Raw genomic sequence first — 21548 nt, 5'->3', positions numbered from 1 at the left:
CTGGACGTGTGAGAGCCGCGCACAAAATCTCGGGGGTCCCGGCGATCGGAAATCGGTTCGAACCTACAGACTTATCACCACTGATGGTAATTGCTTTCGCATGAATCGTCGGCGGATCCTCGCCGTCGGAGCGACGGTCGCACTCGCCGGCTGTGTCAGCTATCCGGGTCGCGACGATCCTCCCTCGAGCGAGGACCTCGTCCGTGATGCGATCGAGACACGCCGCCGCATGACCAACCTGCAGGCCCGTCGAACGATGACGGTCGAAACGCCCGACGAGACCGTCGAACGAACCGAGCGCATCGCGCGCAAACCGCCGGCCAAACAGCGCATCGAGGTCCGCGAGTCGACCGATCCCGACGTCCCAGTTGGTGCTGTAACCGTGACCAACCGAGCCACGACATGGGAGTACAACCCGTCGACAGCGATCGTCGACAAACAGTATCATCCGAACAAGGTCGATACCGATCGGACGCGGCTCGTTCTCGAGAGCCTCCTCGAGGAGTCCCGCCTCGGCTACGAAGGGAGTGAAATGATCGACGGTCGCGAAGCACACGTTATCGAGACGAAGCCACCAACCGACGATATCGGGCCGGCGATCAGTCTCGTCGTCGGAGAGACGACTTTCGTCGTGCCACTCCGGGCGACCGGCGATCCCGACGCGATGGACGTCACCCGGACCGTCTGGATCGACGACGAGTATCGGTATCCGATCAAGGAGCGAAACACGGTCAGCATCGACGGCGAAACCCGTCACGAACTGGCCGTCACGTACACCGATCTCGCGATCGACGTGGGGCTCGAGCCGGGAACGTTCACGTACGACCCGCCGAACGACGCGACCGTCGTCACCGACGGACGCAAGCCGTTGGGCGTCTTCGAGTCGCGAGCGGCTGCCGCAGACGTCGCTCCGTACGACCTGCCGGAGCCGGCGATCCCGGCGTCGTACACCCTCGATCGAGTCACCGTCGTCGAGAAAGCAGAGCGGTTCGGGACGACGACGACGCTGTGGTACAACGATCCGAACGTGGTCGCACGCGAACTCTACGTGGCCGTCCGGGAGGTCCAGCGGTTCAGCCCCGACGTGCTCGAGGAAATCGAGTTCGACGGCCACACAGCCTACCGTCGCGATGGGCGGATTCAGAGCGTGTTCTGGACCTGTGACGAACTGAACTACGAAGTCTCGAGTCTCACCGACGATGCACCGCTGCTCGAGATCGCCTCGTCGATCGGCTGTCCCTGACGTGTGGCGGGACCGGCCCGCACTAATATGTGAAAGAAGGCACAAATAGCCGTAGTATGGAGAAGACGAACCAATCGGATATCGGCTGGAAGACGTACGATCCCGACGAGACGACGTTTCGGCGGAAAGAACTCTCGAGCGCCGTCGACGCCTCGGAACTCGGCTGTAGCCTCTACGAACTCCCGCCGGGCATGCGCTCGTGGCCCTACCACTACCACACGGCCAACGAAGAGGCACTCTACGTGCTGGCGGGCGAGGGCAAACTCAAAACTGACGACGGCCTCGAGGGCCTGGCGGCTGGCGATTACGTTTCCCTCCCAGCGAACGAGCGCGGTGGCCATCGCGTCGTCAACGACAGCGAAGAGCCCCTTCGGTATCTCGCGATGTCGACGATGAACGAACCGGACGTCACCGTCTACCCCGAGATAGACAAGTTCGGTGTCTTCGTCGGCTCACCGCCAGGCGGTCGCGGGGAACGGACGCTCGAGGGCTACTACCACATCGACGACGAGACCGAGTACTGGGAGGAGTGACGATAGTATCGGCTTGTCAAAGTTTATACCTCAAACACAATTCGATACCAACATGAGGAAAATGAACAAATCCGACGCGCCGGCACTCACTCGCAACGATGGGCTGGTCTCTCATATCCTCAACTCACGCCACGACGACCCGGAGACCGAGCTGACGATCACCTGGGTCGATATCGACCCGGGTGCACGGCAAGTACTCCACGAGCACGATCCGGAACAGGCCTACGTCATCCTTGCTGGAACCGGTATCATGACCGTCGGCGACGAGGAACGCGCCGTCGAGGCCGGCGATCTCGTGCACATTCCGGCGAACACCGAACACGGCCTCGAGAACACTGGTGACCGAACACTCGAGTACGTCTCCGCTGCAACGCCGGCGTTTCCGGCAGCCGAAGTCGACGAGTTCTACGAGCAGTAGCCGACAGGGTGGTGAGACGTCGATAGTCTTTTTCCGGGGCCCTGCGAAACGGTCTCACAATGGACGACGTTACGAGCCGGGTGATGGGTCGATGACAGGCGTTCGAGAGTGGCTGCAAACTGCCCGCGAGGAGCGGTGGGGAATGCTGACAGATCTAGCGTTTGCGATCGTCTGGGTGACGCTCGTCGAGATGATCTTCTACGTCGCCGGTGGTGGGCCGACGTGGGCGTACTACGGGTGTATGCTCGCTGGAATCGTCGCGTATTTCGGACTTATCTGGAATTATAACATCGCGGTCAACCAGCAGAATCGATAGATCGAGCTCGCAAGTACACCTCGAAAGACACGAGTCGACGGAGCAACTGGCTCTTTTCGTACTGTCATACGGTTTGCTATCACTAGTTACCGGCGCACCCGCAGGACGGGTCGCGGGTGCGCCGGCACTGACTGACAGGAGTCCGTATCAGGTAACGGCCTGCGGGGCCCGGTCGCGTCGTGACATCTCTCACCGCTCGAGACGGCTGCTCGCATGCGATCGGTGTGATCCTCCTGGAGTATCAGCGATCGTCTCGTCGACAGCGCGGCCGCTCAACGGTGTGACACCACACAAAAGAAACGGCAGTTCGCTATTCGTGTCCCTCGACGTCGACGACGAGAACGGGTATATGGGTCGACCGAAGCGTCCGTTCAGTGACGCTGCCGAGAAGCGCACGCTTGATGCCGGACCGACCGTGCGACCCCATGACGACGAGGTCGATGTCATTTTCGTCGATATAGTCCGAAATGAGCGAGTGGGGTTTGCCCGCCGAGACGTTCTCGACGCTCTCGAGGCCACGCTCTTGGGCGCGGTCGACAACGTGACCGGTGGCACGCTCGGCGCGTTCTCGGACTTCACCCATCTCCCCGAACTGGCCTTGTTCGATGCGATCGACCTGTTCAGCACCGAGGCTCAGGCTCATCGAGTCGGTATCGACCACGTACAGGGCGTGGACTTCGGCCCCATACTGTTCGGCGAGGTCGAGTGCGTGATCGACCGCCGCTTCGGACGTTTCGCTGCCGTCAGTCGGAACGAGTATTCGTTCGTACATTGGTTTAGTCATCTGCAGGTGGTTCTCCGCCGTCGGTACTCACGACGTCCTGTGCGGACTGTTGCTGGCCCATCGGTTCGGGACTGTGACACTGCCGGACCAGTCGTTTGGTCTCCATCGGTGGTTCGTCAGTCACCATCGAAACGGCGATGGTGATGATGAACACTGCCGGCGTCCCAACGAGCGCCGCCCCGATAGGCGGCACGTACTGGGCATAGATGGGGACGATAGCTGCCCCTTCACCGCCAGCAATATCGGCCAGGAAGCCGATGTAGGTCGGCAGCACGCTGTTGATGATCGACGTGATCCAGATGAGCAGACCGGCGGACATGCCGGCCAGCGCACCCGGCTTGTTGGTGTTCTCCCACCACAGACCAAGGAAGAACATCGGGAACAGCACGATCCCGGCCAGCGAGAACGCGTATGCGACCAGTTCGCCGATGAGTGCCGGCGGGTTGAACGCAGTGACGGTCACCAGCGCGCCGATGACGATGATGGTGGCGCGGCCGATGAGGACCTGCTGGCGCTGGGTCGCGTCAGGGTTGATCAGCTCGGTGTAGATGTCGTGTGCGACTGCCGAGGAGGCGGTGATGAACAGCCCGGCGGTCGTCGCGATGGCCGCGGCCATCGCCCCTGCGGCCACGAGTCCGACGAACCACGTCGGGAGATTGGCGAACTGCGCGGCCAGCACGACGATGACGTCGCCCTCCGCGCCCGTCATGCCGCCCTCAGCCGCATAGGCACCGGCTCCTTGGGTATTTCCGAAGAGATCGACGCCGAAGGCCGCCATTGCCGGCGCGGACCAGTATAGCAGGCAGATGAAGAACAGGCCCCAGACGGTCGACCAGCGAGCGGTCCGCTCGCTCCGGACCGTATAGAACCGAACCAACACGTGCGGGAGACCGCACGTACCGACGATGAGCGAGAACGCCGTGGCCACCCAGAGGTAGAACGTGTTGTCGCCGAGGAACGGTTCCGAGAACTGGCGGCCCAGTTCGGTGAAGAGCGCCCCGTACTCGATCTGGGGGAGCACCGTGGAGTATCCCTGCGACCAACCGACGACGTACACACCCGCGAGGAACGCGACGATGAGGATGACGTATTGGACGGCCATGTTCTTCGTCGCTCCCAGCATTCCAGACAGTGCCAGGTAGCCGACGGTGATCGTCATCATCACGATGATCATCGGGATGATGTCGAGCCCGAAGACGTACTGGCCCACCAGCCCCATGCCGCGGGCCTGTCCGACCGAGTAGACGTACGCGATCAACAGCGTCGTGAAGGCCGCAAGCGCTCGTGCGACCGGCGAGTTGAAGCGGTCACCGACGAAGTCGGGTGCGGTGTACTTGCCGAACCGACGCATTTGTGCGGCCAGGAAGATGAGCAACACGAAGTAGCCCGTCGTCCAGCCGACGATGAACGCCAGTCCGTAGAACCCGGCGAGGGCAACGAGTCCCGCGAGTCCGAGATACGAGGCGGCCGACATCCAGTTGGCACCGATCGCCATCCCGTTCTCGATGTTCCCGATACCCCGACCGGCGACCCACATGCCCTCGGTGTCGGCGACTTTGAACACGTAGCCGATGGCGAGGAACGATGCCATCATCAGGAAGATCATGATGGCCGGGATCAGCTTGAACGAGATGTCAAGCGCCTCGGCCTGTAGCGGCACCATCATTGGTCACGACCTCCGTCGGTTGCTGCTGCGTCCGTTGTTCCACTGTCGCTACCGACTGCGGCAGGCTCGATTCCGTATTTTTCGTCCAGTTGGTCCCGAGAGCGGGCGTAGACCGCCGACAGGATCAATGCCCCGGTCGGGGCACCGAACGCAATGAGGAAGTAGTGAAGTGGGAAGCCGAGCCCTGGCATACTCTGCGTCATGACGTCCGGTGCGATCCACGTCATCGTCACCGGTCCCCAAACAACGAGCATCCACACAATGAACGTCCCCCAGACGAGCTTCAGGTGATCGCGCATGAACAGCGTGCTCGGCTTCAGGAGGTTCACCTCCGAGCTGAGGTAGTCGGTATTTCGGTGGGCCTGGGCGGGTTGTCCGGCCATACCCCCGTCCGTTTCGATCTGTTTGTCGGTCGAATTGTGGCTGTTATTATCTGGCATATTATGACGAATCGTGTTAGTGACTTGTTTGTTACCTTAAAAAGATATGGGTGGTTAGTCGGTCGAGACCTGCTCCGCGATGTCGTCGACGACGTCCGGGTTACGCAGCGTCGAGGTGTTCCCGAGCTCGTTTCCGCTCGCGATGTCCTCGAGCAGGCGCCGCATGATCTTGCCCGAGCGCGTCTTGGGCAGTTCGTGCGTGAAGACGATCTCTTCGGGCTTGGCGATCGGGCCGATGGAGTCGAGGATGGCCTCGGCGGCGCGCTCCTCGAGTTCCTCGCCACCCTCGTAGCCGTCTTCGGGGATGGCGTAGACGTAGACGGCCTCGCCTTTGACCTCGTGGTCGCCACCGACGACGGCGGCTTCGGCGACGCCTTCGACGCCGACGACGGCCGACTCGATCTCCATCGTCCCCAGCCGGTGGCCGGAGACGTTGATCACGTCGTCGACCCGACCGAGGATGGTGATGTAGTCGTCCTCGTCGATCTTCGCGCCGTCTTCGGGGAAGTAGACCCACTCGTCGGCGTCTGGATCGGAGTACTCGTCCCAGTACTCGTTGATGAATCGCTCGTCGTTGTCGTACAGGGTCCGGAGCATGCCGGGCCACGGGTTGTTGACCGTGACGTAGCCGGCCTGACCGGCGTCGACTTCTTCACCCTGTGCGTCGACGACCTGTGCGTCGATGCCCGGCAGCGGCGGCCCGGCGGAGCCGGGTTTCATCTTGCAGACACCCGGCAGCGTCGTGATCATCATGCCGCCGGTTTCGGTCTGCCACCACGTGTCGACGATCGGGCACTCCTCGTTGCCGATGTGCTTGTAGTACCACTTCCACGCGCGTGGGTTGATGGGCTCCCCGACGGTCCCGAGCAGGCGCAGGCTCGAGAGGTCGTGTTGTGCGGGGTACTCCTCGCCCCACTTCATGAACGCGCGGATCGCGGTCGGTGCGGTGTAGAAGATGTCGACGTCGTTTTTCTCGACGATCTCCCACATGCGGTCTTTGTCGGGGTAGTCCGGCGTGCCCTCGTACATGACGCTGGTGGTGCCCAGTGCGAGCGGCCCGTAGACGATGTAGGAGTGGCCCGTAATCCAGCCGATGTCGGCCGAACACCAGTAGGTGTCGTCGGCCTCGATGTCGAGGACGGCGTGGCTCGTCCAGGCGCTATAGGCAAGATAACCGCCGGTGGTGTGTTTGACACCCTTCGGCTGGCCGGTCGTCCCCGACGTGTACATCAGGAACAGCATGTCCTCGGCGTCCCGGGAAACCGGCTCGACCGTCGACCCCTCGTGCTCGGCGACGAGGTCGTCGTAGTCGTGCTGGTTGTCCGCGAGCTCGTGGTCGAGGTCGTCGCCCAGTCGGTCGACGACAACGACGTCGGAAACCTCGTGCTCGACGCCCTCGAGGCCCTCGTTGGTCTTCGAGATGTGGTCGAGTGCGTCCCCGCGACGGTAGTAGCCGTCACAGGTGATGAGGTACTCGCTGTCTGCCGAGTTCATTCGCGTCGCGAGCGCGTCCGCCGAGAAGCCGGCGAAGACGACGCTGTGAGGCGCACCGATGCGGGCACAGGCCAGCATCGCGATCGGCAGCTCCGGAATCATCGGCATGTAGAGCGTGACGATGTCGTCCTCGCCAACGCCGAGGTCGCGCAGCATCGCGGCGGTGTCTTCGACTTCGTCCAGCAGTTCCTCGTAGGTGTAGGTGCGCGTCTCGCCGAGTTCGCCTTCCCACTCGATCGCGACGTTGTCGCCGGCGTCGTCCTCTACGTGCCGGTCGAGACAGTTGTACGAGGCGTTGATTTTACCGTTCGTGAACCACTCGTAGAAGGGCGCGTCGCTGTCGTCGAGGACAGAGTCGTACTCTTCCTCCCACGAGAGGAGATCGGCCGCACGCTCCCAGCAGTGTGGCCAGTTTTCTTCAAACTCCTCATAGACCCCAGGGTCAGTGACGTTTGCCTGCTCGACGAACGACTCGGGAGGCTCGAACGTGTCCTGCTCCGCGAGCCGAGCTTCGAGATCGGCATTGTCCTGTGACATGGTACACCCAGTCAATTATCGACTACCATAGTAAAGGCGGCCTCTAGTTGTGCAAAATCGACCCGATACTCGCGGGGTGACATAGGGAATATTGACTATATTAGGGGGTGATAGGCAGCTCGCCCACCCGAAAAACGGGGTGAAATCGGAGGTGCGACGAGCTACTCTGGGTGGAGACGCCAGCTCGTGCGTGCCAATCGGTACCGAATCGAGCGTCAGTGGCGCCAAATCGAACGCTGGATCTAGAGACTTAGTCTCAAATCGACCGGGAAGCGCCACCCCAGCATCCCCTCTCGCATTACAGCGCGAGCTCGAACCACGGGCAGTGGCTCGTCAACGGCCAGCTAGCCGTCCGGATCGTCTAAGAACGTCCGAAGCAACTCGTGTTGACCCTTTCGTAAGTGATTGTGCAGCGTCGGTGAGGAGACACCCATCGCATCCGCGACCTCCTCTGCCGTGCTCTCTCTGGGCCAGTCGTAGTACCCACCGAAATACGCCGCTCGAAGGGCTGCCTCTTGACGATCCGTCAGGCGGTCCTCGAGCCCTTCCCGGAACTCGCGAGCGGTCTGGACAGCCCGTTCGGTCTCGCGTTTCCCGACCAGTTCGGAGTCCGGAAACGCGGATCGAAGGCCGTCGACGATGGTTCGAATGTCCGCGTCGACTGCACAATCACCGGTGACCGTCCCCGTGCCGTCCTCGAAGACCGCCTCGCGGACGGTGACGCCGTACTCCGTCAGCGTGACGATGGGACAGGAGCCGTCAATGACGAACTCGACGCGCCAGCCGTCCTCATCGGTTTCGATCAGCCGACAGTCCTCGATTCCCGGGTCGTCTTCGGCGAGTTCGAAGACAGCAGCCGGTGACGCCCCCTCGAGGCGGACGTAGTAGAGCTGGGTCGATTCGTCGATCGGGACCAGCGAGTCGAGCTCGAAGCGACAATCGAGCTGTTGTGACGCGGCGACGAAAAACGACCGCTCGTCGCGACAGGCGACCTCGAGTTCCGTCACGCGGTCGGACAACAGGAGGTTTCGCCGACGGATGGCGGCGATCGCGTAGCCGATCTGCCGACCGATCGTCGAGAGCCACGCCCGCTCGTCGTCGTCGAACGCCCCTGGGCGATCGGTCGCGACCGAGAGCAGCCCGTAGACGGTATCGCCGTAGGCAAGCGGGACTCGCGCGACGGCACCCTCGAACGTCTCGTCCTCGAGCGATGCCGTCACGTCGGTTGCGACGAGGACAGTCCGGTCTCCAGCGTGGGCCGATCTCGCCGAATCCGCGTGCTCGAACTCGGCGGTCGGCTCGTTGTCCCACTCCTCGGGGAGCACGTGCTCGACCGCGTCGGGTTCGATCCCGCTGGACGCACGCCACTCTCGACGGTGATTCGACATCGTCGCGCGATCGATCCATGCAAACTCGTAGGCAGCGCCGTCGGTGAGCGCGGTGCACGTCGACGTTTCGATCTCTTCGTGATCTGTTGCATCTAGTAACGCGTGCGTAACGTCCCGATGTCGGCGGGCGACCGCGTACAGCCGATCGAGTTCGTTCCGCTGCTTGCGGGCGGTCGCCAGTTCCTCGTGGGCGACTGTGACGTCGCGGACGAAGACGGCAAACCCACGGTGGCGGCCCTGATCGTCCCGCAGCGGCGAGATCACCTCGGTCGCCCGAAACTGTGACCCGTCCTTGTGGACGCGCCAGCCTTCGGTTTCCGTGCCCGATTCCTCGATGGCCGTCGATAGTGCTCGCTCGGGCGCACCGTTTTCGACGGCGGCGTCGGGATAGAACGTCGAGACGTGCGTGCCGACGATCTCGCCGGCCCGATACCCGAACATGGCCGCTGCACTGCGGTTCCAGCGCTCGACGTAGCCATCCGAATCGAGCCGGAGCAACGCGTACCGATCACTTGCCGCCAGCAAGAGGCGAATGACGCTGTCGTCGCCGATCACCGGGCTCGATTGGTCGCCGGCTCGGTCGTGTCCGGGGCCCGACGGTCGCTCGACGGCGTCGAAGGCGTCGACGATTTCGGTATCGGTCGGCTCGGGCAGATAGGACTCGAGGGCTTCGAAACTGCGCCAGCCGCCCGCAGTCTTGACGACACGGGGGTTGACGTCGTGTTCAACCAGCGCGGTGTGGGCGAAGTACTGCCGGAGATCGCTCGTCGAGACCTCGGCGAGGCTGGGGTCGTGAAAGAGGTCGCTCGCCCGGTCGGCGACGTCGGAGACGAGCATCTGGAGTCGACGCGGCGTCACCGAAAAGATCCGGTCATCGGTCGAAAGGCCGTTGCTCCGGGCGTATCGCCGGAGTTCACGTTCGACACGCGTCGGCAGGTACGCAGTTCGGTTCCGGTCACCATCCTCGGACGGGACTCGAACCAGATACCGTGGCGGATCGATCCGCACCTGCTCGATGTCGTCGATCGTGAGCCGCGTGAGTTCTGCTGGCCGGAGGCCGACATCGGCACAGAGACGGAGTACCAGCGCCTCGCGGTAGGTCTCGGCAGCGTCGAGAAGCGACTCGTACTCCTGGCGTCTGAGTACTGCCCCCACACCCTGCTCGAGGCTCATGGTTCGCTCCTTTTGGTTTCGCGAACATAATTGTATCGCCTATTACCGCCGTTCGCAAGGTTTTCACAGGACCGATCGGAAAACGAGATGAGGTTTAGTTTCGGACTATCTGAATTTGCGAAACGTCACTGGCCGGGTTGGCTGCCGTCGCCGACTTCGGCCTGAATCTCACCGACGATCTCGGGGTTGCGGAGCGCGCTCGTATCCCCGAGTTCCTCGCCGTTGGCGACGTCCTCGAGCAAACGGCGCATGATCTTGCCCGAGCGGGTCTTTGGCAGTTCCGGCGTGAAGATCACCTCGGCAGGGCGGGCGATCGGTCCGATCGCCGACTCGATGCTCTCGAGGATGGCGGTGCGGATGCTCGCATCCGGCTCGCGTTCGCGTTCGGTGCTGACGTACGCGTAGACCTCGGTGTTGCCGGTCTCGTTCGAGCGGCCCACAACGGCAGCCTCGGCGACGCCGTCGACGTCGGCGATCGCGCCCTCGATCTCCATCGTGCCCAGCCGGTGGCCGGAGACGTTGATGACGTCGTCGACTCGACCGAGGACGGTGATGTAGCCGTCCTCGTCGATCCGGGCCGTGTCGCCGCTGAAGTAGCGCCACTCGTCGGCGTCGGGGTCGGAAAAACGCCGCCAGTACTCGGTAACGAACCGCTCGTCGCCGTCGTACAGCGTCCGGGCCATTCCCGGCCACGGTCGAGCGAGCGTGAGATAGCCGGCTTCGCCGGGTTCGACCTCGTTACCCTGGGAGTCGATCACGCGAGCGTCGATGCCCGGCAGCGGCGGCCCGGCGGAGCCGGGTTTCATCTCGTCGACGCCCGGCAGCGTCGAGACCGTCACGGCGCCGGTCTCGGTCTGCCACCACGTATCGACGACCGGACAATCGCCGCCGCCGATATGTTCGCGATACCAGTTCCAGGGACGTGGACTGATCGGTTCGCCGACGGTACCAAGCAGCCGGAGTGAGGAGAGATCGTGCCGATTCGGATAGTCAGACCCCCACTTCATGAACGCACGGACCGCCGTCGGCGCGGTGTAGAAGACGTCGACGGCATTGCGATCGACGATCTCCCAGAGTCGATCCCGGTCGGGATAGTCGGGTGTCCCTTCGTACATGACCGACGTGGTACCAAGCGCGAGCGGCCCGTAGACGATATAGGAGTGGCCCGTGATCCAGCCGATGTCGGCCGCACACCAGTAGGTATCCTCGGGTTTGATATCGAGGACGGCGTGGCTCGTCCACGCAACGTGGGCGAGATAACCGCCCGTCGAGTGAACAACACCCTTCGGCTGACCGGTCGTCCCCGACGTATACATCAAAAACAGCATATCCTCGGCGTTGCGTGACACCGGCTCGACCGTCTCGCCTGCGAACTCGTCACATAGCTCGTGGTAGTCCCACTCGTCGTCGCCGAGAACGTGTGGCATATCGTCGCCGAGGCGGTCGACGACGACCGTCCGGACGTCCTGCTCGAGGCCGATGCGAGCGTTATCCGCTTTGCTCTTCTGGTTGAAGGCGTCGCCACGCCGGTAGTACCCATCGCAGGTGATCAGGAACTCGCTGTTTGCGGCGTCCATCCGCGTTGCGAGCGCATCCGCAGAGAGGCCGGCGAAGACGACGCTGTGGGGCGCACCGATGCGAGCACAGGCCAACATCGCGATCGGCAGTTCGGGGATCATCGGCAGATAGATCGTCACGACGTCGTTCTCTTCGACGCCGAGGTCTCGCAGGGCCGCCGCGAACTCGTTGACTTCGACGTAGAGATCCTGATAGGTGTAGGTCCGGCGTTCGCCCTGCTTGCCCTCCCAGCGAATCGCAGCGTGGTTTTTCCGACCCGACTCGAGATGGCGGTCCAGACAGTTGTAGGCGGCGTTCAATCGCCCATCGGCAAACCAGCGGTAGAACGGAGCATCGTCGTCCTCGAGGACGGTGTCGTAGGGCTCGTCCCACGAAAGGAGATCCGCCGCACGCGTCCAGCAATCCGGCCAGTTCGTCTCGAAACGCTCGTGGATCGCTGGATCCGCGACGTTCGCCTGCTCGACGAACGAGTCGGATGGGCTGTGGGTGGAGCCCGACGATGGAGTCGTTTCCTGGCTCCGCCCATTTCGTTCGACCATGTATCGTTCGAAACGTGGTCGGTCAGAGGAATAAACGTTCCTCTGGACTAGCGGACGGTGATACGGGCTGCTGTCCCACTGCAACCACGACTGCTCTGCGGTCTCACCGGGAACTCGTGACAGCAGACCGTCTGACAGCAAGACGGGTGCCGATCAACCCCCAGTTCGGGCCGCGCTCAGAATTCGTCCTGCGTTGAATCGATATCAGCGAAATCCCCTGGATCGGAATCCTCACCGGGTTCACGAACGACGTAGACATCGTACCGCTGGTCGTTTGCGACCGGACTGCCGACGCTCGACTGGGGTGCGATGACCGAGCCCGCGTTCTCCGAGCCGATGAAGACGACCGACGCCTCGAGGTCGCCGGCGACCCGCCGGATCTCGCGGACGACGTTCGTCGTCGACGTCGCGGTCGGCTCGTCGGAACTGACTCGCTCGGACCGGACGGTCACTTCCGGTGCGACCTCTTTGGCGCGGGTCTGCATACCCGCGGCGATCGCCTCCGGATCGAACGGTTCGCCCTGCGTGATCCAGCCCCGATCCCGTGCGTAGTCCTCATCGTCGGGAATGACCGTCAGGGCGACGACTTCCTTGTCGAGGAGATCACCGAACGTGGAGGCGCGCTCGAGTGCGTTCATGGCCAACTCCGACCCGTCGAAGGGAACGAGCAATGACATAGGGGTATGTCATACGACAGCGGACGTAAATGTTCGCCCTCCGGCGGTACTCATCCCGTCTGGTCGTCGTCAGCATCGTCCCCGACGACCAGGACCGTCCGGTCGGCGACTCGAACGACCCTGTCGATGGTGCTGCCGAGCAGGGCACCCTTGAGCGACGAGCGACCCCGAGCACCGACGACGATTACGTCGCTGTCAGTCTCGGCGGCATACGCGAGGATTTCTTCGTGGGGGACGCCGGTCCGCACCGTCGTCTCGACGGCAACATCGGCATCGGTCGCTTTCGATTCGACCGTCTCGAGCCAGTCTGCGGCCCGCTCGCGAAGGTGTTGCATGGCCTCGTCGGGATCGACGATGCCCGTGTCGTAGTCGGTCCGATCGTCAGCGACGGCGATGCCGTACAGCGACGCGTCGAACCGCGCTGCGAGTTCGACCGCGTGGTCGATCGCGGTCGTCGCCGTCTCGCTGCCGTCGGTCGCGACCAGAATCGAATCGTACATGCGTGCCAATAGATGCCGCCGCGAGAAAGGCCTGTGGCTCCGACCGGATATCGCACGACTGCTCGAGCCGGCAGCGAACCCGACGAAAGACAGCGACGGCTCCGACAGCCCAGTCAGTTCCCAGTGCGCGCTCCAGTCGCAGCGCCGTCCTGCTCGTCCCGTGAGATGCCCCGCGCTGCCGTCGCCTTCACCGAGGCGACGATCGATCGACCGGGCTCGAGGCCCAGCGTCTCGACGCTGCGGCGGGTAACGAGCGCCACGAGCGCGGTCGGCTCGTCGCCGTCCGCATCGCGCTCGGCCTCAAGTTCGAGTCCCACGCGCGCGATGGCGTCACCAGCGTCGAGCCATGCGACAGTTCCCGAAAACCGGTTGCGGACGCTGGTGCCCTCGGCCCGTGGTACGTCGCTCGGTGCGTGCAGGCTGACCGCGTCGGAGCGGATCGTCACCGCTGCGCTTTCGACGTCGGTCGGAACGACCGCCAACACCTCACCGACCGGCGTCTCGACGGTCCCGAGTTCGCCGTCGCGATCGACGACTGGTCCCGACAGGACCGTTTCGTCGACGCGTGTAACGCCCTCGTACGCCGCGACCAGCCGATCGAATCGTGCCAACAGCTCTCGTGCCGTCTCCGTCAGCGAACTCCCGCCGCCGTCGGCTCCCCCGCGGGTCCGCTCGACCAGCGGGCCGATCGACTCCTCAAGCGTCACGACCCGCTGCTGGAGGCGGGGATAGGAACGCTCGAGGGCCTCGGCCGCGCCGGACAGCGAGCCACAGTCGTCGATCGCACGTAACATCGCGACATCGCTGCGGTCGACTGTCACATCGTCGATCCGCAGATAGGGGTCGAATTCCTTTTCCATGATTGCAGTCGGCGACTACTCCGGTAGTGTCCCTTCGAGATCAGGCGAAAAGTTCGTTGTCATCGTACAGGAGATCGCCGCGAACGAACCGAGCGGTTCGTTCGTCCTGTGGGTTCTTGAGGACCCGATCCGGCGGGCCGACCTCGACCAGTTCGCCCTCGAGCAAGAAGGCGACGCGATCCGAGATCCGCTCGGCCTGATGCATGTCGTGGGTCGCGAGCAAGACGCCATGGTTGCGCTCGCGTGCGCGTTCGATCGCCCGCTCGAGGATCGCCGTGTTCCGCGGGTCGAGATCCGAGGTTGGTTCGTCGAGCACCAACAGTTCGGGCTCCGCCGCGAGCGCACGTGCGAACGACACCCGCTGTGCCTCGCCACCGGACAGCGACGCCGGGTCGCGATCCCACGCGTCACGGAGACCGACCAGTTCGAGCGCCTCGAGCGTCCGCTCGTCGACTGCCGGCGAGTCGTCGAATCGGCGCGGCAGGAGTCGCTCGAGGAAGCCCCCAATCCGCCGTAGCCACGGTCGCCGAACCCGCCGTCCGATATCGACGTTCCGCGCAACCGGGGCATCGAACAGACTCGCCTGTTGGAAGACCATCGCGATTCGCCGCCGGACTGCGAGTCGCTCGTCTCTCGACAGCCCCCACGGATCCGTTCCGTCGTAGCGAATCGCGCCATCGGTCGGTCGCTCGAACAGGGCAGCCAGCCGTAACAGTGTCGTCTTGCCGGCTCCCGAGGGACCGATGATCGTCACGATCTCGCCGGACTCGAGGGCCAGCGAGACGTCTCTCAGGATCTCCGTGTCGTCGACGCCGTAGGAGACGCCATCGAGTGTGAGGTTCATCGGCTAGCCACCCCCGGTTCGGTTGACCGCGGCTGTCTCGAGGCGGGGTTCGTGTCTACCATCGTTATCGACCACCGAGTCGCATGACGATTCCATTGACGAGCAAGACGAGGACGATCAAGATGGCACCGAGCGCCAGCGCCGTCTCGAACTCGCCTCGGCGCGTCTCGAACGTGATCGCGGTCGTGATGGTTCGGGTCTTCGAGGTGCCGTCGGCGTAGGCGATGTTCCCGCCGACGATGAGGACTGACCCGACTTCGCTGATCGCCCGTCCGAAGCCGGCGAGGATCCCGGTTATAACGCCGTAGCGTGCCTCTTTGAGTGTTATGAGGGCAACGTCGGTCCGAGTTCCGCCGACGCCGTAGGCCGCATCGCGAACGGCGTCGTCGACGCTCTCGACTGCCGAGAGCGCGACGCCCGTAATCACTGGCGCGGCGAGAATACACTGCGAGATGATCATCGCTTCCGGCGTGTAGACGAGGTCAAGCGAACCGAGCGGGCCGTCACTCGAAATAAATAGCAGGACGAGCAGTCCAACGGCGACGCTTGGAAAGCCCATTCCCGTATTGATGATCGCCGTCACGAGGCGCTTACCGGGGAAGTCGGCGAAGCCGATGAGGAACGCGATCGGCAGGCTCACCAGCGTACTCACGAAGATGGCGGTCAGACTCACCATCAGCGAGACGCGAATGACACTCCGGAGATAGTTCGGTTCGGCGATCAACTCGAATGGCATCAGTTGGTGTTCCGTCTGTGTGGCTGGTCTGTGAACGCGGCGATCACTCGCCGCCCGAATCCGGCTGCCATCCCTCGGGGACGTACTGCTGGAAGTCCGGGTCCTCCGCCAGCGCCTCGGGGAAGAACAGCTGTTGGCCGTTCGCGGTGTAGTCCCCGATGAGCTGCTGGCCCTCGGGACTCGTAAAGAATCCGATGTAGGCCATCGCAAGCTGGTAGTTGACGTTGTCGTGGATCTCCGGGTTGACTGCCATGATCCCGTAGGGGTTCGAGAGCAGTTCCGGTCCGCCCTCGATCGGGCCCTGAAGCAGGATCTCGAGGTCGATGTTATCCTGCATCGAGAGGTAGGTGCCCCGGTCAGCGAGCGTATACGCGCTCGATTCGTCCGCGACAGTCAACGTATTCCCCATGCCGCTGCCGGTTTCCTGGTACCACTCGCCGCTTGGTTCGATGCCGGCTTCGGACCAGATCACTTGTTCTTTCGTGTGCGTCCCCGAGTCGTCGCCGCGGGAGGCAAACGTCGCTTGTGCGTCGGCGATAGCCTCGAAGGCGGTCGTCGCCTGGTCGGTGTCGCCCACGCCTGCCGGATCGTCGCTCGGCCCGACGACCACGAAGTCGTTGAACATCAGGTCCCGCCGGTTGACCCCGTAGCCATCCCGCATGAACTCGTCCTCTTGTGAGCGTGCGTGGACGAGGATCACGTCGGCGTTTCCGTCGCGGGCGGACTGGATCGCTTGCCCCGTCCCTTGTGCGTTTGCCGCGACCTGCACCCCGAACCGCTCCTGAAACGCAGCGTTGATCTCGTCGAGCAGTCCCGTATCGTACGTACTCGTGGTCGTCGCAAGCGCGAGTTCCGCTCCAGCGATCGACGCCTCGCTGCTGTCGTTCCTGCTGTTCAGACAGCCCGCAATGGCCGCAGCAATCCCAGTTGCACCTGCCCCTAAGAAGGCTCGTCGTCGATATTCCATGTCGGGAATAACGATGAAACGGATGTAAATAAACGTTTGGGCGACAGTGGTTACGTCGGACGCTCGAATGGCCGATACGACCGAGATTATAACTGCTTTCGGTTACGCTTATCGCTGCTCTAGAACGTTCACCGACCGTGCTACTCGGTAAGTGTCTGGCATTTGATGGTTCGAGGGGTGCATCCACCGGTCGCCGAGATCCGCCTCGCACTCCCGACGACACCCAGTCGAGATTTGGGGGTCGGCTGGCGCGACCCCGACGCGCTCGAGCGAAGCCGAGAGATACCTCGTACTATCCCTGTTTGTCCGGCACCGTCGAGTGCCTGACGGGACCTTTCATGTCCGCTCGCCGGGACGGCGGCGGTGCCATCGTCGAGCAGCGCGTCGGACCACCTGACGCCGTCCCGTAGTCCTGATTGCTACTGAGTCCGCTCTCCACGAGGCCCTCGTCGCCCGCAGTTTCAGCGTCGTCTGCATCGGACTGAGCATCGTCAGCAGCCCCACGACTCGATGTGCCAGCACTTGCCGTCCCGAGTCGTGCTCTGAGTTGCTGGAGGTCGTCGCCGAACTGTTCAAACGAGGACTGAAGCGACGATCGCAGGCGATCCTCGTGATCGGCGTCAGTCTCGTCTGTATCGCCGCTCTCGGCGGTCGCCGACTCGTCGTCCAGCCGATCCCTGTCGGCATTGCGGTCCTCGTCTTCGGTAGCCGATCCCGTCCGTTCGTCGATCGCTTCCTGAAGGTCGCCGACTGCTCCCTCGAGACTCCCATCGTCGGCCCGGTCGGCCAGTTTCGCGAGGTGGAGCAGCCGCTGGAGGGCCGCCACGTTCTCCTGCTCACCCCGGGCGATAGCCTCGGGAATCGAATCCGGTTCGGTTCCATCTGCGAGCGTGTCCAGCCCGACTGCGGCAAGCAACTCGTCGAGGTTGGTCGACTCGAGGAGGTCGCTCGCCTCGGTTGCAGTCTCGAGCAGGTCCGTCTCGGTCGACTCGTCGTCACCATCGCCGGCGACGAGCGAGACACTTGATGTGTCGGCCTCGGTCAGTATCTCGTGCACCCGGTCGTGTAGTTGCGAGTCACTCATGGATGGCCCTCGCTCTCAGCGCGCCGCTGGTTGTGTCATCCGTCCCCCGTTCGAAGCGAGAGCAGTGCGTTTGAGTCGATCACTCGGCTTCCGCCTCCGTTTCTGACTCCTCGCTCGAGTCCGCGTCCGGTTCATCGTCCGTCACCGTCTCGATAATCTCGTCGGTCATCTCCTCACGGCTGAGGTTCGCCTTTACGCCGACGTCTTTCGCGACCGACTGCAGGTCGTCGTAGGACATCACGCCGAGGAAGTCCTCGAGCGTGTCCTTCCGAAGGTCCTCGAGATCCGCGCTTGACGACTCGTCCTCGCCATCTCCGGACGAGTCGGCTTCATCGGTCGCCCCGGATTCGCCAGCAACGCTTTCGACCGTCTCTTTCGCGTTGCTGGCAGCGTTCTCGACTGAGTCCCCTGCTTTGCCGGCAGCTTCTTTCACCACCGCTTTGGCGTCCGTTTCGTCACTCTCTCCGCCTTCGTTTTCCTGATCTTCCGCTTCCTCCGCTGGTTCCTCAGCCTGTGGTTCAGCCTGCTTCTCACTCTCATCACCACCGATGCCGTCTAGAAGTCCCTCGACGCTACTCCCATCGGTGACGCCTTTGGCCATCGACTCGAGCGAATCGCGGCCTTCGATCTCCGAGAACGACTCCCGGAGGGCGTTTTGAATCGCCGTCGAGAGGTCTGTCTGGATCTCACCGAGTTCCTTTCCTTCGTCGACGCCCGCGGCGATCGTCTCGTGGACTGCTCGGCCGACCGACTCACCGACATCACGTCCGAACTGCTCACCGAACTGGCGACCGACCGCAGCGCCGACTTCGCCGCCGTCGATGCTGTCTTCGATACTCCCATCACCGAGCATATCGGCGACATCGAGCTGGTTGCTGACCTCATCAGCTACCATTCCCTTCAGTCCGGATGCCTCACTCATGATAACCACCCCGATCGGATCCGTGGAGCACGTTATTTTTCCGTGTCACAGTGTTACTCTTCGGCTTCGGTCGATTGCCCCGGTTCTTCGTCCGCTGATTCATTGTCCTTCGTGTCCGACTCGGAGTCACCTTCTGTCTCGGTGTCGTCCTCGGATTCATCGCCGTCGCTTTCGCCTGCTCCCTCGGCCTCGGTTTCTTCGTCGCCTTCCTCGGCGGACTCTTCACCGGTTTCGTCCTCCTCAGCGGGTTCGTCGCCTTCCTCGGCGGGTTCCTCAGCCACGTCCGCTTTCCCTTCCTCCTCGCCGGAACTGAGTAGTTCGTCAACGACCATGTCCCCGATCGTCCGTCCGAGGGATTCGCCGATTGCCCGCCCGAGGATCGCGCCGATCTGCCCGCCCAGCGCTTCGCCGAGCGGCTTGTCCCCGTCGATTTCGTCTTCCCACTGGGTTCCTTCGACCAGTTCGTCGACGTCGACGTTGTCGCTAATCTTCTCGGTATCGATCCGCTGGGTCAGTGTGCTATCGCTCATGCTGTTGCCTCCGCCTGTGACGGCTCCCTCTGTTCGCTGGTCTCTTCGGGTTGTTCGGGCTCGAGTCGCTCGACTAACTGTTCGATCACTTCACTGACGATCGCTGCCACGACCTCCTCGGTGGGGAAGCTAGGCACGAGCGCGGCCACCTTCTCTTTGAGCCAGCCGATCGCTCTGGAGATGCGACCGGGGGAGTCGTCACCCTCGCCCGATTCTGCGTCCTCGTCTTCCGTCTCACCGTCCGCACCACCCCCGAACAGAGCGTCGAAGAGTTTACCTGGCTTACTCAGCAGCGATTCCGCCTTCTCGAGCATGCCTCCGGACCCGTCGAAGAGTCCCGAGACCGCTGCAAGGAGGTTCCCGAGCAGGTTGTTCTCACCCGGTCGCGCCGAGACGTCGAGCGTGACCGGGTTCAGGTTCACCTCGAGGCCGAGCAAATCGAGGAACAGGCCGTCGAGGTCGAGATGGAGGACACCTGCAACCTCATCGTCCTGATAGACGTCGTCGGCGTCTTCGACGTGGTATTCGTCTTCTTCTGCTTCCGCTTCTTCTGCCTCTTCCGCTGTCTCCTCTTCCGCTTCCGCTTCTTCTGCCTCTTCCGCTGTCTCCTCTTCCGCTTCCGCTGTCTCCTCTTCCGCTTCCTCTGCTTCTTCCTCTGTCTCCTCTTCTGCTTGCGATTGCTCTACTTCCGGCTCTTCTCCCTCTTCCTTGCCTTCGCCCTCGGTTTCTTCGTTTTCGGGTGCTTCTTCGGCTTCTCCCTCGGCATCACTGTCGGCCGTTTCGTCTTCCGATTCTTCCATCTCCGCCTGTCCGCCGTCAGTCAATACTCGGCGTGGCGGCCCTGCTGCATGCACGGCACCGTCGGGGCGGCTCGAGGAATGCTCGCCCCGCTCTGAATACGAGCATTCCTCGAGTCCGTTATGTGCGAACTCATCGGTCATTATACAGAAAAGCAGAGGGCCCTAAGCGTTGTGGCGGTTGGCCTTGCGTATGCGACTAGTCGGCACAGCGTGGCAGAAACCGCTCTCGAAACCCCAATTGACACTACTCGAGCGAGCCGACACGAAGCGCGTACGCGCCACGCGTCTCGCCCTCGTCGTGATACGTCACAGGTTCCTCGATCGCAGCGACGGTATCGTCGGCGACGGCAGCCGCAGTGGCGATTCCATCGATGCGTTCACAGCCGTCCGCGCCGGACTCGAGATCGAACCAGCGAACGGCGTGGGTGTCGGGATCGCGAACCCGGAAGTTCTGAGCACAGGGCGCAACGAGGCGATCGCCGTCGGTGGCCAGCCCGTGGACGAACCCGCGAACCGTCTCGTCCCACACGAGGTCGCCGTCGGCGTCGAACGCGGCGACCCGGTGTTCGTTCGGATGCCGGCTCTCCGTTTCGCGACTCTCTGCCGCGTAGGTGTTGCCCGTCACGAACGCCACCCGCCCGTCGTTCGCGTAGGCGTGGTTCGGATAGGCATAGAGCGTCTCTCCGTCGATCTCGGTCTCGACAGCGAGGTCGACGTGCCAGCGCTCAGCACCGGCGGGACCGAGCAGGTAACCGCGTTTGTCGCCGTGGCTCGAGACAGCGATCGTCTCCCCGTCAAAGGAGACATCGCCGACGCGACGGTCGCCGTCTGTACCAGGATCCCAGGTCCACGCGAGCTTGCCCGCATTGGCCTCGAGGACGACGAGCCCAGTGTCGTGATCGCCCATACAGCGGTTGTAGCCCACCGCGAGGCGCTCGCCGTCGGCGGCGAGATCGAGCGCGATCGGTGAGGCGTCAGTCTCGTAGGTCCAGCAGATCTCGCCGTCGGTGTCGAACGCGTAGACCGTGCTGTGCCACTGTCGCGTCTCACCGTCGCGCTCGTAGCGTCGCGCAGCAGCATAGAGCCGCTCGTTTCCGTCGGCGTCCGTTCCAGTCTCGAGCGCGACGACGTAGGGCAGATAGAAGACGGTGTCTTTGACCGCCTCGCCGACGTCGTCGACGGTGTCGTAGCGCCAGCGCTGCTCGCCCGTCTCGGCGTCGTAGGCCGCGATCGTTCCGGTGTCGCCGCGGCCGGCGACGGCGATCGTCTCGTCAGCCTCGAGCGACGCGATGCCGACCGCGTGGTCGGGATGGTCGACTGTCCAGCGGGTCTCGAGTGAATCGATGTCGCGGGCAGTGACGGTGCCGTCCCACTCGCCGGTGACGGCAAGGTCGCCCGACTCGGCGACGCCGACCGCGGATCGGGTCCACATGTGCCGGCTCCGCGCCGGCTCGATCTCGCCGAGCGGTACCTGTCGGAAATCGATCCCGCTGTCGTGGTCGGGTACAGGTTCAGCCAT

At 63.2% G+C, this 21548-nt stretch carries 21 protein-coding genes; 4 read left to right on the top strand and 17 right to left on the bottom strand.

The features are described 5' to 3' along the window. Positions 1 to 100: 100 nt before the first annotated feature. The 4 genes from ACERI1_RS02180 (at position 101) to ACERI1_RS02165 (ending at position 2510) form a co-directional block, all read left to right on the top strand. Positions 101 to 1243, top strand: a complete 1143-nt coding sequence (locus ACERI1_RS02180; RefSeq protein WP_373616389.1) for an outer membrane lipoprotein carrier protein LolA — start codon at positions 101 to 103, stop codon at positions 1241 to 1243. A 56-nt stretch (positions 1244 to 1299) separates the two neighbouring features. Next, positions 1300 to 1776, top strand: a complete 477-nt coding sequence (locus ACERI1_RS02175) for a cupin domain-containing protein (RefSeq protein ID WP_373616388.1) — start codon at positions 1300 to 1302, stop codon at positions 1774 to 1776. 52 nt (positions 1777 to 1828) lie between these two features. Next, positions 1829 to 2194: a cupin domain-containing protein gene (locus ACERI1_RS02170; RefSeq protein ID WP_373616387.1), complete on the top strand. Its 366-nt coding sequence runs from the start codon at positions 1829 to 1831 to the stop codon at positions 2192 to 2194. Between the two features lie 91 nt (positions 2195 to 2285). After that, entirely contained in the window at positions 2286 to 2510 is a 225-nt protein-coding gene (locus ACERI1_RS02165) for a hypothetical protein (protein ID WP_373616386.1), read from the top strand. Between the two features lie 310 nt (positions 2511 to 2820). On the opposite strand, the gene ACERI1_RS02160 is transcribed toward ACERI1_RS02165, so the two are convergent. From ACERI1_RS02160 to ACERI1_RS02080, 17 genes are all read right to left on the bottom strand, one after another. Beyond that, positions 2821 to 3282, bottom strand: coding sequence for a universal stress protein (locus ACERI1_RS02160; RefSeq protein WP_373616385.1), 462 nt, complete (start codon positions 3280 to 3282; stop codon positions 2821 to 2823). Positions 3283 to 3286: 4 nt separating this feature from the next. Further along, positions 3287 to 4960, bottom strand: coding sequence for a cation acetate symporter (locus ACERI1_RS02155; RefSeq protein WP_373616384.1), 1674 nt, complete (start codon positions 4958 to 4960; stop codon positions 3287 to 3289). Then, on the bottom strand, positions 4957 to 5400 hold the full coding sequence (locus ACERI1_RS02150) for a DUF4212 domain-containing protein (RefSeq protein WP_373616383.1): 444 nt from the start codon (positions 5398 to 5400) through the stop codon (positions 4957 to 4959). The genes ACERI1_RS02155 and ACERI1_RS02150 overlap by 4 nt, the downstream gene beginning before the upstream one ends. A 54-nt stretch (positions 5401 to 5454) precedes the next feature. After that, complete coding sequence (acs, locus tag ACERI1_RS02145) at positions 5455 to 7431, bottom strand: acetate--CoA ligase (RefSeq protein WP_373616382.1); 1977 nt, start codon at positions 7429 to 7431, stop codon at positions 5455 to 5457. Between the two features lie 344 nt (positions 7432 to 7775). Next, positions 7776 to 9992, bottom strand: a complete 2217-nt coding sequence (locus ACERI1_RS02140) for a bacterio-opsin activator domain-containing protein (protein WP_373616381.1) — start codon at positions 9990 to 9992, stop codon at positions 7776 to 7778. A 125-nt stretch (positions 9993 to 10117) separates the two neighbouring features. Then, positions 10118 to 12109 (bottom strand): acetate--CoA ligase, encoded by a 1992-nt coding sequence (gene acs / locus ACERI1_RS02135; RefSeq protein ID WP_373616380.1) that lies wholly within the window; start codon positions 12107 to 12109, stop codon positions 10118 to 10120. A 176-nt stretch (positions 12110 to 12285) separates the two neighbouring features. Beyond that, the gene (locus ACERI1_RS02130; RefSeq protein ID WP_373616379.1) at positions 12286 to 12786 is read right to left on the bottom strand and encodes a universal stress protein; all 501 of its coding nucleotides are present in this window, start codon (positions 12784 to 12786) and stop codon (positions 12286 to 12288) included. A 50-nt stretch (positions 12787 to 12836) separates the two neighbouring features. After that, positions 12837 to 13286 (bottom strand): universal stress protein, encoded by a 450-nt coding sequence (locus ACERI1_RS02125; RefSeq protein WP_373616378.1) that lies wholly within the window; start codon positions 13284 to 13286, stop codon positions 12837 to 12839. Positions 13287 to 13399: 113 nt separating this feature from the next. After that, positions 13400 to 14146: a TOBE domain-containing protein gene (locus tag ACERI1_RS02120; RefSeq protein WP_373616377.1), complete on the bottom strand. Its 747-nt coding sequence runs from the start codon at positions 14144 to 14146 to the stop codon at positions 13400 to 13402. 40 nt (positions 14147 to 14186) lie between these two features. Further along, positions 14187 to 14990 (bottom strand): amino acid ABC transporter ATP-binding protein, encoded by an 804-nt coding sequence (locus tag ACERI1_RS02115; RefSeq protein ID WP_373616376.1) that lies wholly within the window; start codon positions 14988 to 14990, stop codon positions 14187 to 14189. A 64-nt stretch (positions 14991 to 15054) separates the two neighbouring features. Then, positions 15055 to 15726: an ABC transporter permease gene (locus ACERI1_RS02110; protein WP_373616375.1), complete on the bottom strand. Its 672-nt coding sequence runs from the start codon at positions 15724 to 15726 to the stop codon at positions 15055 to 15057. A gap of 43 nt (positions 15727 to 15769) precedes the next feature. Next, complete coding sequence (locus tag ACERI1_RS02105) at positions 15770 to 16693, bottom strand: substrate-binding domain-containing protein (RefSeq protein ID WP_373616374.1); 924 nt, start codon at positions 16691 to 16693, stop codon at positions 15770 to 15772. 292 nt (positions 16694 to 16985) lie between these two features. Beyond that, the gene (locus ACERI1_RS02100; RefSeq protein WP_373616373.1) at positions 16986 to 17777 is read right to left on the bottom strand and encodes a hypothetical protein; all 792 of its coding nucleotides are present in this window, start codon (positions 17775 to 17777) and stop codon (positions 16986 to 16988) included. A 79-nt stretch (positions 17778 to 17856) separates the two neighbouring features. Further along, the gene (locus ACERI1_RS02095) at positions 17857 to 18699 is read right to left on the bottom strand and encodes a hypothetical protein (protein WP_373616372.1); all 843 of its coding nucleotides are present in this window, start codon (positions 18697 to 18699) and stop codon (positions 17857 to 17859) included. Between the two features lie 53 nt (positions 18700 to 18752). Continuing rightward, complete coding sequence (locus ACERI1_RS02090; RefSeq protein ID WP_373616371.1) at positions 18753 to 19229, bottom strand: hypothetical protein; 477 nt, start codon at positions 19227 to 19229, stop codon at positions 18753 to 18755. Continuing rightward, a complete protein-coding gene (locus tag ACERI1_RS02085; protein ID WP_373616370.1) occupies positions 19226 to 20170 on the bottom strand; it encodes a hypothetical protein in 945 nt (314 codons plus the stop codon). The genes ACERI1_RS02090 and ACERI1_RS02085 overlap by 4 nt, the downstream gene beginning before the upstream one ends. A 103-nt stretch (positions 20171 to 20273) precedes the next feature. Next, entirely contained in the window at positions 20274 to 21548 is a 1275-nt protein-coding gene (locus ACERI1_RS02080) for a PQQ-binding-like beta-propeller repeat protein (protein WP_373616369.1), read from the bottom strand.

The organism is Natrinema sp. HArc-T2 (genome assembly GCF_041821085.1).
Taxonomy (GTDB): Archaea; Halobacteriota; Halobacteria; order Halobacteriales; family Natrialbaceae; genus Natrinema.
The sequence above is the reverse complement of the archived record's forward strand: the minus strand, read 5'-3'. Positions and strand labels throughout refer to the sequence as shown.